Origin of the sequence: Chryseobacterium nepalense, assembly GCF_023195755.1 — a bacterium.
Lineage (GTDB): Bacteria > Bacteroidota > Bacteroidia > Flavobacteriales > Weeksellaceae > Chryseobacterium > Chryseobacterium nepalense.
Genome location: NZ_CP096203.1, coordinates 2,750,465 through 2,763,457, shown reverse-complemented (window position 1 = coordinate 2,763,457; position 12,993 = coordinate 2,750,465). Strand labels below are relative to the sequence as shown.

The 12,993-nt window shown below is 37.7% G+C and carries 13 protein-coding genes; 9 read left to right on the top strand and 4 right to left on the bottom strand.

Annotated features, from left to right (window positions below):
- The first annotated feature begins 128 nt into the window (after positions 1-128).
- A complete protein-coding gene (locus tag M0D58_RS12245; RefSeq protein ID WP_248389633.1) occupies positions 129-1,373 on the top strand; it encodes a DUF445 domain-containing protein in 1,245 nt (414 codons plus the stop codon).
- A gap of 39 nt (positions 1,374-1,412) precedes the next feature.
- Here the strand turns inward: M0D58_RS12245 and M0D58_RS12240 are convergent, their stop codons facing one another.
- Both M0D58_RS12240 and M0D58_RS12235 read right to left on the bottom strand, forming a co-directional pair.
- Positions 1,413-2,450, bottom strand: coding sequence for a quinone-dependent dihydroorotate dehydrogenase (locus M0D58_RS12240; protein ID WP_248389625.1), 1,038 nt, complete (start codon positions 2,448-2,450; stop codon positions 1,413-1,415).
- Between the two features lie 369 nt (positions 2,451-2,819).
- The gene (locus M0D58_RS12235) at positions 2,820-3,515 is read right to left on the bottom strand and encodes a pseudouridine synthase (protein ID WP_248389622.1); all 696 of its coding nucleotides are present in this window, start codon (positions 3,513-3,515) and stop codon (positions 2,820-2,822) included.
- Positions 3,516-3,781: 266 nt separating this feature from the next.
- Between M0D58_RS12235 and M0D58_RS12230 the strand changes: the two genes are divergently transcribed.
- Entirely contained in the window at positions 3,782-5,323 is a 1,542-nt protein-coding gene (locus M0D58_RS12230) for a glycine--tRNA ligase (RefSeq protein WP_248389619.1), read from the top strand.
- Between the two features lie 98 nt (positions 5,324-5,421).
- On the top strand, positions 5,422-6,558 hold the full coding sequence (locus M0D58_RS12225; RefSeq protein WP_248389616.1) for a serine hydrolase domain-containing protein: 1,137 nt from the start codon (positions 5,422-5,424) through the stop codon (positions 6,556-6,558).
- On the opposite strand, the gene M0D58_RS12220 is transcribed toward M0D58_RS12225, so the two are convergent.
- Positions 6,555-7,826: a Y-family DNA polymerase gene (locus M0D58_RS12220; RefSeq protein WP_248389614.1), complete on the bottom strand. Its 1,272-nt coding sequence runs from the start codon at positions 7,824-7,826 to the stop codon at positions 6,555-6,557. The genes M0D58_RS12225 and M0D58_RS12220 overlap by 4 nt on opposite strands.
- 182 nt (positions 7,827-8,008) lie before the next feature.
- Between M0D58_RS12220 and M0D58_RS12215 the strand changes: the two genes are divergently transcribed.
- From M0D58_RS12215 to M0D58_RS12190, 6 genes are all read left to right on the top strand, one after another.
- Positions 8,009-8,509 carry a M15 family metallopeptidase gene (locus M0D58_RS12215; RefSeq protein ID WP_248389612.1) on the top strand — a complete coding sequence of 167 codons (501 nt, stop codon included), beginning with the start codon at positions 8,009-8,011 and terminating at the stop codon, positions 8,507-8,509.
- Between the two features lie 183 nt (positions 8,510-8,692).
- Complete coding sequence (locus M0D58_RS12210; protein WP_248389610.1) at positions 8,693-9,730, top strand: patatin-like phospholipase family protein; 1,038 nt, start codon at positions 8,693-8,695, stop codon at positions 9,728-9,730.
- A 332-nt stretch (positions 9,731-10,062) separates the two neighbouring features.
- On the top strand, positions 10,063-10,659 hold the full coding sequence (locus M0D58_RS12205; protein ID WP_248389608.1) for a DUF2589 domain-containing protein: 597 nt from the start codon (positions 10,063-10,065) through the stop codon (positions 10,657-10,659).
- A gap of 65 nt (positions 10,660-10,724) precedes the next feature.
- Positions 10,725-11,408, top strand: coding sequence for a hypothetical protein (locus M0D58_RS12200; protein WP_248389606.1), 684 nt, complete (start codon positions 10,725-10,727; stop codon positions 11,406-11,408).
- The gene (locus tag M0D58_RS12195) at positions 11,408-11,962 is read left to right on the top strand and encodes a hypothetical protein (RefSeq protein WP_248389604.1); all 555 of its coding nucleotides are present in this window, start codon (positions 11,408-11,410) and stop codon (positions 11,960-11,962) included. Before M0D58_RS12200 ends, M0D58_RS12195 begins: the two co-directional genes overlap by 1 nt.
- Before the next feature lie 131 nt (positions 11,963-12,093).
- Positions 12,094-12,261, top strand: coding sequence for a hypothetical protein (locus M0D58_RS12190; protein WP_248389602.1), 168 nt, complete (start codon positions 12,094-12,096; stop codon positions 12,259-12,261).
- A gap of 84 nt (positions 12,262-12,345) precedes the next feature.
- Here M0D58_RS12190 and M0D58_RS12185 read toward each other — a convergent pair whose 3' ends face one another.
- A complete protein-coding gene (locus M0D58_RS12185; RefSeq protein WP_248389600.1) occupies positions 12,346-12,732 on the bottom strand; it encodes a Rid family hydrolase in 387 nt (128 codons plus the stop codon).
- Between the last annotated feature and the right edge of the window lie 261 nt (positions 12,733-12,993).

Below are 12,993 nucleotides of genomic sequence, written 5' to 3'. Positions count from 1 at the left end.
CTGGTGAATTTCACAGTATATAAAAATCTAGTGTGTACTTTAGCAGAAACATTTCAACTTTAATCTTGAAAATTCTTTTGTGACTTTTGTGGTAAAAAATATATACCAAATGTACTAAATTTGAGAATATGAATGATGAGGCCAAAAGAAAACAATTAAGAAAATACAAAGCATTTGCCACAGGACTGTTCCTTTTGATGGCGGCCATTTTTATTGCCACCACTCTTCTCCAAAAAAACGTAGATTCCGACTGGGTAGGTTACGTACGGGCTTTTTCTGAGGCAGCCATGGTAGGTGCGCTTGCCGACTGGTTTGCGGTTACTGCGCTTTTTCGTCATCCGTTGGGATTACCCATTCCTCACACCAACCTTATTGAAAACAGCAAGGAGCGACTGGGTGATAATCTCGGCAGTTTCGTGGTGAGCAATTTTCTTTCTCCACAGAATATCAGACCTTACATGATGAAGCTGAAAATTTCAGGCTTTGTGGGTGAATGGCTTTCAAAGGAAAAAAACCAGGAGATCCTCATTAAAAATCTTTCGGATATTGTTCTGGATATTCTCAATAAGCTTGACGATACTGCCGTAAGCCAGTTCATCAGTAAAAAAGTTCAGGAAATGACCGATGATATCAAACTTAATAAAATCGTAGGAAACGGGATTGGTTATATTATTGAGAAAAATGACCATCAGAGAATGGTAACCAATCTTTCGGCACAGATCAAAAATTATATTCTTGAAAATGATGAACTCATTAAAGAGCGGGTAAAAAAAGGAAGCTATACTTTTATTCCTTCTTTTGTTGATAATAAAATTGCTGATAAAATCGCCACAGGACTTTCAGACTTTTTCAGGGAAATTGAAGAAGATCCGCGACATGAAATCAGGAACCTGATTACCCAAAAAATTCATGATTTTTCCGTTGACCTGAAAGAAGACCCGAAATGGGAGGAAGAATTTAAAATTATTAAAAACGATCTTCTGAAAGGCGATAAATTGAACGAATACTCCAATGACATTTGGGTTTCCATCAAAAATACATTGAAAAACGAACTTCAGGAAGAAGATTCTTCTTTAAAAAAATATATTTCTAAAAACCTGGATGAATTCTCCGAAAATTTGAAAACGGACGCAAACCTTCAGAATAAGATTGATGACTGGATTCGGGTAACGGCTTATAAGTATATTCTTAGAAATACGCATCAGTTTGGAAACCTCATCAGTTCCACTGTAGGAAACTGGCAGGGAAAAGAGCTCAGTGAAAAACTGGAACTGGAAGTGGGGAAAGACCTTCAGTTCATCCGGGTGAACGGAACTTTAGTGGGAGGACTGGTCGGACTGGTTATTTATACGATTGCACATTTTTTTCTTTAAAACAATAAAAAAGAGAGTTCATAAACCCTCTTCTTAATTTTATCTTGAAATTCTGCTTGCCCGTGTTAAAAGCGCTTTATTAATATCATTGATCAATTCCGGTCCTTCATAAATAAATCCTGTATACAGCTGCACCAGCGTTGCTCCAGCATCCAGTTTTTCCAGGGCATCTTTTGCAGAATGAATTCCTCCAACACCAATAATCGGGAAAGATCTGTTGCTTTTATCGGAGAGATATTTAATCATTTTCGTACTTCGCTCGCGAATCGGTTTTCCGCTGAGACCACCGTTTCCGATCTGTGCCAACACTTCCGGTGATGTTTTCAAACCTTCCCTGTTAACCGATGTATTGGAAACTACAATTCCGTCAATTTTCGTTTCTGCGATCAGATCAATGATTTCATCAAGTTGATTGTTATTCAGATCCGGAGCAATTTTCAGTAATATAGGTTTTTGTACAGCTTTTGACTGATTAATTTTTTTAACTTCGGTAATTAACTCCCTCAGATACTCTACATCTTCCAGCTTGGCGTGGCTTCCTACATTCGGACAGCTTACATTCAGCACAAAATAATCTACATAAGGATGAAGACCTTCAAAACACTCCAGGTAATCTTGGGTATAGTTTTCCGGTGTGGTGTCTGTATTTTTACCGATGTTCCCGCCGATAATGATTTTCCCTTTGTTACCTTTCAGTTTTTCGATGGCAGCTTCCAGTCCGTCGTTATTGAAACCCATTCTGTTGATGATTCCGCCATCTTCTATTAAACGGAAAAGCCTCTTCTTAGGATTCCCAGCTTGTGCTCTCGGCGTAACCGTACCTATTTCTACAAATCCGAAACCCAGATCTCCCAATTCATTAAATAAAACAGCATTTTTATCAAAACCGGCAGCCAGTCCTACGGGATTTTTAAATTTTAATCCAAAGACTTCTCTTTCCAGACGTTTGTCTTCAATAGGTTTCGGTAAAAATAATTTAGTGATAAATCCGAAATTTTTCAGCATTGCAAAAGTAAAATGATGAACTTCTTCAGGATCAAATTTGAAAAGAATCGGGCGAATGAGCGATTTGTACATTGAAAAAAAGTTTTACAAAAATACTCATTTTAAAATTAATGTTCCATTAACCTGTGATATTAATGAAAAAAATATATAATATATACTGTCTATAACAGCTGCTGGATTTATTTTAATCTGGAATTCGTAATCAACGAAATATTAACAATATATTTAAACACTTTTAGTACAATAAAGTTGTCAAATAATTTTTAAGAGCTATTTCCCGCTTTCCATTACAATCTTTTTTTCAAAAAGGATTTTCATTGCAATCGGGGCTAGGGTTGCAGTCGTTTATTCAATAGTATGAAATTAACCCAATTTGTGACTCCATAGGAACTGAAAGCATTAATGCTTTGTGTAGATCCTTCCAGGATGACAAACTGCATGTTAAGAATAGGCACTCAAATCCAGATTCAGAATATCTCCAATTTTTTTAAAATCATTATCTATTGTAGCATTAATTGTTATTTTTTCGCCGGAAATCGGATGATTAAATGCCAGCTGATGGGCATGCAACGTCATTTTGCTGATGCCAAATGTCTGAAGCCACAACTTATTCTGCTTATTACAGCCGTGTTTCCGGCAGCCTAAAATAGGATGTAAAATATGTTTAAAATGCTTCCTCAACTGATGGAACCTTCCTGTTTCAGGAGTTGCTTCAACCAGACAGTATCTTGAGGTCTGATGTTTTAGAAAAGGCAAGTCTATTTCCGAAGTCTGCAGGCGACGGTAGTAGGTAACAGCATTCTGCGTCACTTCATTTTCATTTACCAAGTCATAATCAATGGTTTCTTCTTCTTTGGCCCAGCCCCGCAGAATTGCAATATATTTTTTCTCTACTTCCCGCGTGGCAAACTGATCGCTCATGATTCTCAATGTCTCTCTATCCAAAGTAAACAGCAAGACACCCGAAGTTTTCCGGTCTAAACGGTGTACCGGATACACTTTTTGCCCGATCTGCTTTTTTAATTCCTGAATGGCATAGGTATCCGCTTCTCCGGAATAAAAAGATTTATGAACCAATAATCCGCTGGGTTTATTGATGGCAATAAGATGTTCATCTCGGTAAAGAATTTCTAGCATCCGGCAAAAGTAGAGAATTTCTATTAATCCTAACGGGTTTTAAAACCTGTGAGGGTTGTTTGAAGTTTGCGATCCTAGTCCTGATTGAGCGGCATGTCTGAGCTCATTTTCCGGGATTTTGGCGGCGCGGCTTCGCCGCCCCCGGAAAATAGCGAGTAGCGAAAGCAGGTTCCCGACTCCTAAAATCCTGCGTTATAAAAACTTCTGTATTCTCACCTCCAACTTCCGGGTTTTTCACTATTTTTGCAACTTCAGACGTTAAAAATATGGCAAAGCAAGAAGATGTTTTCAAGAAAGTGATTTCTCACGCTAAAGAATATGGTTTTATTTTCCCTTCGAGTGAGATCTACGATGGTTTATCCGCTGTTTACGATTATGGTCAAAACGGTGCCGAACTCAAAAATAATATCAAGCAGTACTGGTGGAAAGCCATGGTACAGCTTAATGAAAATATTGTCGGCATTGATTCTGCAATTTTGATGCACCCTACAACATGGAAGGCATCGGGCCACGTAGACGCTTTTAACGATCCGTTGATTGACAATAAAGATTCTAAAAAACGTTTCAGAGCAGACGTTTTAGTAGAAGATTACTGCGCTAAAATTGAAGATAAAGAGAACAAGGAAATTGAAAAAGCAGCCAAAAGATTCGGAGAGGCTTTTGATAAAGATCAGTTTGTGGCTACGAATCCAAAAGTTTTGGAATACAGAGCCAAAAGAGAAGCCATTCTTTCAAGATTAGCAAAATCCTTGGAAAATGAAGACCTTGCCGATGTAAAAGCGTTAATTGAAGAGCTGGAAATTGCCGATCCCGATACCGGTTCTAAAAACTGGACGGAAGTGAGACAATTTAACCTGATGTTCGGGACGAAACTCGGTGCTTCCGCAGATTCTGCGATGGACCTTTATTTAAGACCGGAAACCGCTCAGGGTATTTTCGTGAACTTTTTGAATGTTCAGAAAACATCACGACACAGGCTTCCTTTTGGGATTGCACAGATCGGTAAAGCATTCAGAAATGAGATCGTTGCAAGACAGTTTATTTTCAGAATGCGTGAATTTGAACAGATGGAAATGCAGTTCTTCGTGGCTCCGGGAACAGAATTGGAATTCTACGAACAATGGAAGCAAAAACGTCTGAACTGGCACTTAGCTTTAGGATTAGGTGATGAAAATTACAGATTCCACGATCACGAAAAGCTGGCGCACTATGCGAATGCTGCGGCTGATATTGAGTTTAATTTCCCTTTCGGTTTCAAAGAACTGGAAGGTATCCACTCCAGAACGGATTTCGATTTAAAGGCTCATGAAAAGCATTCAGGAAGAAAATTACAATTCTTCGATCCGGAAAGAAATGAAAACTATGTTCCTTACGTAGTAGAAACTTCTGTAGGTCTGGACAGATTATTCCTTTCCATTTTCTCTCATTGCTTAAAAGACGAAGTATTGGAAGACGGTTCCGAAAGAACAGTTTTATCATTACCACCGGCTTTAGCACCGATTAAAGCTGCTATTCTTCCGTTAATGAAGAGAGATGGTCTGGCAGAATATGCTGAGAAAATTTTCAACGACCTGAAATACGATTTCAACCTGTTCTACGAAGAAAAAGATGCCATCGGAAAACGCTACAGAAGACAGGATGCCATAGGAACGCCTTACTGTATTACGATTGATCACGATTCATTAACTGACCACACCGTAACGATCAGAGACAGGGATACGATGCAGCAGGAACGGGTTCCTGTTTCAGAGTTGAGAAGAATCATTGATGAAAAGACCAACTTCAGAAATTTACTTTCAAAAATATAAATGAAAGCCTTGAGAAATCAGGGCTTTTATTTTTTGTTAAAATGTCATTCTATGTGATATTTCAAATTTAGCTTACATTTGTTTTAAGATCTATTGATATGACAATTCTTATTTATTTTGTTACATTTATTGTAATTGCCGCAGTACTTTTTTATCTTTTAGGATACAGTTATATTTTTAACGGAATTTCAAAAACCTATCTGAAAGGGAAAATGAGCGCCCATATTGATGATGGCAAATTTTTCTCCTACAATCTGATTGCGGCCGGAAATCCTGTTCCTTGGGAAAAACATCCGGAATACAATAAAACCCCATTACCGAAAAATATAGTTGATGATTTGATTCACTCCAATACTGCTTCTTTTCTTGTTGTAAAAAACGGCAAAATCATCCATGAACAATACTGGAACGGCTACAATGCATTATCAAAAACCAATTCTTTCTCCATGGCAAAAGCAGTTACCGTGATGCTTTTAGGAAAAGCGATTGAAGAAGGGAAAATCAACAGTATTGACAATAAATTTTCTGATTATTTTGATGAATTCAGAAATAAGGAGTTTACAGAAAGTTTGACACTGAGAAATCTGGCACAAATGGAATCCGGACTTAACTGGGAGGAAAACTATAAAAATCCATTTCTGCCAAACGCAAAAGCATATTATGGGAGAAGTCTTATAAAAGCTACCTTTTCAAGAAAATTCAAGCAACATCCCGGAGAAAAGTTTGAATACCAAAGCGGTTCTACCCAACTTTTGGGTTTCGCTGTGAAAAAAGCGGTCAGCCAGACTCTTGCGAGCTATTTATCTGAAAAAATATGGACTCCGCTGGGGATGGAACAAAACGCAGAATGGAGCACCGACGAAAGCGGAATGGAAAAAACCTACTGCTGCATCCACGCTACCGCAAAGGATTTTGCAAAGCTCGGACAGTTATTCCTGAATGACGGAAAAGCAGGAGACCAACAAATCCTGAATCCTGATTTTATTAATCAGATGCGCACCCCGACGAAAAAATCTGAAGAAATTTACGGAATGGGATTCTGGATCAATGATGACAATCCCATTAAACACTATTATTTTTTAGGGCTGCAGGGACAATACATCATCATGGTTCCTGAACACAATATGGTTATCGTAAAAACAGGAAGCTACAACAATCTTCCGAAAAATGACCGGGGAAGACCGGATCAGGTAAAGTTCCTTGTGAATGAAACCGTACAATTATTTGCTGACTAATGGAATCTGAAATTGGCTTCCGTAAAAGTATTGTTCTTAAGAAAAGCCTCATATTCCGGGGATAACTGCTTTCTTCCGTAAGTATTTTCTCCGCTCATGCTTCCCAGTCGTACTTTATCTTTCCCGAATTTCTTATTCATCGCATCCATCGCTTTCATAACCGGTAAATGTTGGTTTTGGGTGTCTTCTTCGAATAAGTTAATCAATCTCTGGTCTTCAGGGACAAAATCATTAACGATCACGCCCGCTTTTTTATAATGAAATCCTTCTTTGAAAACAGCCTCGAATAGTTCATTTACCACTCTTCCTATCAAGATAGAAGAATTGGTAGGATTGGGAAGAACCCGTCTGATGGCATTTTTGTATTCCGGCAAATCTTTTCGGAAACGGTTGGTCTGTACAAAAACCGTTACCATTTTACAACATGTGTTCTGCTTCCGCAATCGTTCCGAACAGTACATCCCGAAGGTTTCCACCCTTTCGCGTACATCTTCCTTTTTGGTGAGCATCTCCATAAAGCTTCTGGTTACGGCAATAGATTTTTTCGGAGATGGAGCATCCAGTTCCAGCTGTCGGATTCCTTTAAGCTCATTGATCATTCTTACGCCGTGAATTCCCATTATTTTACGCACCCACATTTCCGGTTTCTGAAGCAAATCCCATGCTTTATGAACGCCGTTATCATGCATCTTTATGGCAAGCCTGCGGCCGATTCCCCACACATCTCCAATATCTAACCACTTTAAAGCTTTCTCTATTTTTTCGGGTGAATCCATTATAAACACACCATCAAAATTATCCGGATATTTTTTTACAATTCTGTTGGCGACTTTGCATAAAGTTTTTGTAGGAGCAATGCCAATACTTACCGGAATATTCGCTTCCTTCCCGATCCTGTTCTTGATTTCAATACAATAATCATGGATATTGATGTATTTAAACCCTGTAAAGTCTAAAAATAACTCATCAATACTGTATACTTCATAATCCAGTACATATGATTTTGCAATCTCAATAACCTGCTGGCTTTTAAAATTATATAATTCAAATTTTGCAGAAAAACTTTTCACGTCATGCTCTTTGAACAGTTCTTTATATTTAAAAGCCGGCGCAGCCATAGGAATGCCCAGATCCTTGGCCTCTCTGCTTCGGGACACCACGCATCCGTCGTTGTTGGAAAGCACAACAACGGGCTTATTTTCAAGCGCCGGATCCAGGGTTCGTTCGCAGGAAACAAAGAAATTATTACAGTCTACCAGAGCATACATAATGAAAAACGGGACAATTCAATACGCAAAATTATAACTTTTAAATCATAATATTATGTTTAATATAAATTTTAACATTAAATTTAAATTGCTGACAAACAGACGTTTAAATTTATTTTAATACGTCAAGTTTTGTCGCTACAAACCTATAATTTTGTTTCCCAAAACGCTAAATTATTAATATGGATAAAGTAACATTACAAAGAATTGAAAAACTCCATCCTTTCGTGCGGGAAGAAGTAAAACAGATTATTAAAGATTGCAATGAGGCCTTAACCGGGAGAGCAAAAGTAAGAATTACGCAAGGGCTGAGAAGTTTTGAAGAACAGGAAAAACTCTACGCCATTGGAAGAATTACCTCAGGAAAAAAAGTGACCAATGCCAAAGCCGGACAAAGCATTCACAATTACGGACTGGCCGTTGACATCTGTATGATGATTGATGGTAAAACAGCCAGCTGGGATACAGCCAAAGACTGGGATAATGACAAGGTAGCCGATTGGTACGAATGTGTGAAAATTTTTGCTAAATACGGCTGGGAGTGGGGTGGTAACTGGAAGACCTTCAAAGATCTCCCACACTTTGAAAAAAAAGAAATTCTTACCGAAAAAGGAATTATAAAAACAAGCTGGCGAAAACTCATTAAAATGAAGCGCGATAAAGAGGACTATGTGGCATTTTAATTCTCCTTTGTTTGAAAAATTATTTTAACACGACAAGTTCTGTCGCTTTCCCGTACTACTTTTGCCTTGAGAGAAACACCAAACCATCTCTAAATAATAAAAAAAACCAATAGCCATTTTTAAAAGTCTATTGGTTTTTATTGTCTTTAGCTGACTGGTTTTCTCCAAAAAAAGTAAAATCAAATGAAAAAGACAACCATTCTTTCTTTGGACGGGGGCGGAATCAGGGGAATTATCACCTGCATTATTCTGCGTTACATAGAAGAACAGCTGCAGATTTATGATAAGCCGGGAGCCAAACTCGGTGATTATTTTGACTTTGTTGCCGGAAGCAGTACAGGAGGTCTGATTGCATCTATTATTCTATGTCCCAATGAACACCGAAAAGCAAAATATTCCATCCAAAAAGGGCTGGAACTTTATGCTGAAAAAGGTGGCGACATATTTCAGGTTTCTTTTTGGGAAAGGCTGGTCAATCCCTTTGGATTGATTAATGAAAAAATCTCCCAGGAAGCACTTGAAAAAAACCTTAATGACTTTTTTGGAAGTTTAGAATTAAAGGAACTGATAAAACCGTGTTTAATAACGAGCTATGATATCGAAAACAGAAGAGCGAAACTCTTTAACTCCTGGAAAGCCCGGATTAATACAGATAATTTTTATGTAAAAGATGTCTGCAGGGCAACCTCAGCGGCGCCTACATATTTTTCACCGGTTCAGATCAAGTCTTTATATGGACAAATTTTCAGCCTGATTGATGGCGGCATGTTTGCCAATAATCCATCGCTCTGCGCTTATGCGGAAGCCCGGAAAATTCCTTTTGCAGAGATTTTAAAGGATCAACAGAAAACCAATCATCCTGCGGTGAATGATATGATCGTTATCTCCATCGGGACAGGTATTGAGTCAAAATCTTATTCCTTCAGAAAATTGGAAAAGGCAGGAAAGATAAGCTGGGTAAATCCTATCATTGATATCTTAATGTCTGCCAATGCAGAAACAGTAGATTATCAGCTTTGCCAGATGTTTGATACATTGGAACAGCAAAACCAGAAAAACTACTACCGGCTTAATCCCTCATTGAAAAATGCTTCTCCGGCAATGGATAATGTAAGGAGATCCAATATTGAGAATCTGATACAGGCAGGACTCTGCTTTATTGATGATAACCGTGATATCCTGAATGAAATTGTTCAGAAACTGATCTTACACAAAACATAAGCTTTTTACCTTATAAAAAGGAAAAATAAGCTATTTACCTTATAAATTATTTAAAAAAATAATTTTATACGTCAAGTTTTGTCGCTTTCACCTGGTATTTTTGAATCAAGATTAAAAACAATAACCAAAAAACGAAATACCATGAAAAAAATCCTACAAATTGTAGTTTTGATTTGAAATTTCAATAGCCGACCCGGACTATAGCTCCCAAACGTATCCGACAACGATATTATTCAGCTTCCTGCTGAACAGGATATGTATTTACCCATGAATATCAGTTTGCTAGCACTGCTATATAATCAATTTATTAACCATTCAAACCATTAAACATTATGGCAAATTTAGTACAAGAATTAAACAGTTTAGATTTCAGCGTTTACATCGGCGGTCCGTTACAGGCTGCAGTGAAAGCACAGCATGACGCTTCCATTTCACAGGTCAATTTTATTAAAGAAGTAGGTTTTATTCCTTCTGAAGAAGAAGACGAGCCGGTTGCTTTAAGATATGTGGATTTTAATTACAAAAAGTCGGTTCCTAATCCTGATTATGATCCAGATGCTACCACAGAATCGGCAACAGAGCGATTTACTACTGCAGAAGTTAGCCTAAAGGTCCCTTTTCTTACCATGCTTACGATTCCTGCTTTAAGAATTGATGAGATGACCATTGATTTTAACGCTAAACTAAACTCAGTGGAAACCCAAAATGTTTCCAGCGAATTCAGCGGTTCTGCAAGCCTAAGCGCAAAAATCTGGAAGGTGAAGTTTAATGCATCCGCATCGTACAAAAAGACTTCATCCAGCACTTCTACAACCGAAAGAACGTATACTCTGGGAGTTCATGTGAGAGCGGTAAATGACGAATTGCCGGCCGGCCTTGCTAGGGTTATGGATATGTTGGAAGACAGTATTTCCGCAGTTAACTATTAATTTTTCCGGATGGCTGCTCTGGTGGCCATCCTTTTTCCAACCATTATTATTTTAAACAATTAATCATGCCAAAATTAAATGAATATCTGGGAGGCATTGTATCTGAAATTGCCAATTCCCGAAAGATGGCCGATCTTCAGACCCTACAGATCGCAAAAGAATATGCACAGGATGAAATGCTGAAAAATTTTTCAATCCCAAGAATGAAAATAGGAACAGTAGATCTTACCATTCCTTTTGCACAGGGAGGAAAACTGCCCATTCTCAAACTTAGAGATTTCGCTTACGACGAAATTACCAAAGTTTTGAAAACAGGCTACAACGCTGCTGATACTTCAAGTGATCAAAAGCTCAGGGTTTTCCTGGCAGACATGGAAATATATTATGATGATCTTATTTATCAAATGAAAAAAGACAATATACAGATCATCACTCCAGAAAAAGAAAAAGACTTCTATATCATTCCCGATTATATTACAGATTATTGTTTAACGCTTCCCAATTTCACCTGGGGCGAAGTAAAGTCGGAAACGCTTAAAAACAGCATCAAAAACCGCACGCTTCTTGAGGCTAAAAAAGTGCTTGAGAATGTAGAGGAACATGATATTATAGTAGAAGCCGGCAAGCTGATGAGCATTGATCCCAAATATCTTATTTATGCAAAAATGAGCGTGAGCGAATCCGGAATGGAATGGTCAAGATATGAAGACATTAATGGAAATATCATTGAAACCCTAATTCCTGAATAATGAGAAAATCGCAATTTATTCTGGTAAACCTACTTAAGGAGAAGCTGCAGGAATTCCCGGGAATTGTTTCTTCACTTGAAAAAAAAGATCATCATTTTATTGATAAAATTATGCTCTGGCTGAAAGCTTCGGAAGATATTTTATCCACTTACAACATCAGTGAAGTTTCTGAGATGGCAGGTTTCAGAAGTAAAATATTAGCTGCAAAAATGACAGAAGGCAGAGGAAACAATATCAAGAAAAACCAGACCAAGGCAGCAGCAGATGCTCTTTATAACATTCAAAATACCATACTTACCGTGCTGAGTCCTTTCGAAAGAAAAATGAATGACTGCCGGGAGATTGTAAAACAGCTGTTGGTGCTTACGGCTCAAACACACACCCAGATGTATGATCAAAGTATTCCTTTTGAAGATTTCATCCGGAGTGTATGGCTGTATATCCTGTCTGAAAATGACCTTAAAATGGGAGCCATAAAACTAAAATCAATACTTTCTGAAATAGATATCCTTATGCTCATGGGTGACGAAATTGAACTAAGTGATTTCACTTAAATATAATTTTAATGATAATCCAGGGTAATTCAAATAACCATTGAAATTAAATTAATAACCATGAAAACTTAAATTATCATCATCTGAGCTTCAGAAATTTATCATTAACTATAACCAATCTCATGTATACTATGGAAACACCAAATCAACATTACGATACTGTTTCTGATGACCCCCTTTATACCATTGACTGGAGCGACATCGAGAATGCAGAAAACGATTATGAAAACTACCTTGATGCTATTGAAACATTTTTCAGGGATGACTTTGAAAACGACACTCTTGAAGATGAAATATAAAAACTACCTAACCTTTCACATAAACAGCATAAAACTCCGCAGCGCCTGCTACTGCAGAGTTTTATGTTTTTAGATTAAAAAATACTAGCCTCTTGCTACAATTTTAATTTCTACCATCTGTCCGGGCAAAGCAAGCGCACTTACAGCGACTATTGTACTGGCAACTATACATGCTTCACCATAAAATTCTTTTCCGGTAACTTTTCTTGCCTCGAAGCCCTGCTGCATGTCCGTCACATAAATAACTTCTTCCGTTACATCATCTGCAGTCATTCCAAACCCGGAAAGTAGTTTTCCAATGTTCTCAAAAGTCTGCCTGAACTGATTTTCCATACCGTCAGTAAGTACGCCGTCCATATTATGACCTAGCTGACCTGAAATCCATACCGTGTCTCCTTTCTTAACTGCCTGAACATATCCATATACTGCTTCCCAGGGCATATTGAACGTTTTAAACTCTTTAGTAGTCATATTTTTTATTTAAATCATAACTACTTTTACAACTTCAGCACCCTCACGTTAAAACACTGGTTTCAAGCAATTTAAAATATAAACCCTTGAATAAATTTTATCGAAATATCGTAAATTAGTCTGAAAAATTATGATTGACAAAAAACTTTTCAAGCAATGCTGACTTTTAAAACTTATCCACAAAAATAAAACACGACACATTTTGTCGCATTAAGCATTTATATTTGTCTCAGAGAAGGTAACCATGAACGCAAGCGTTCC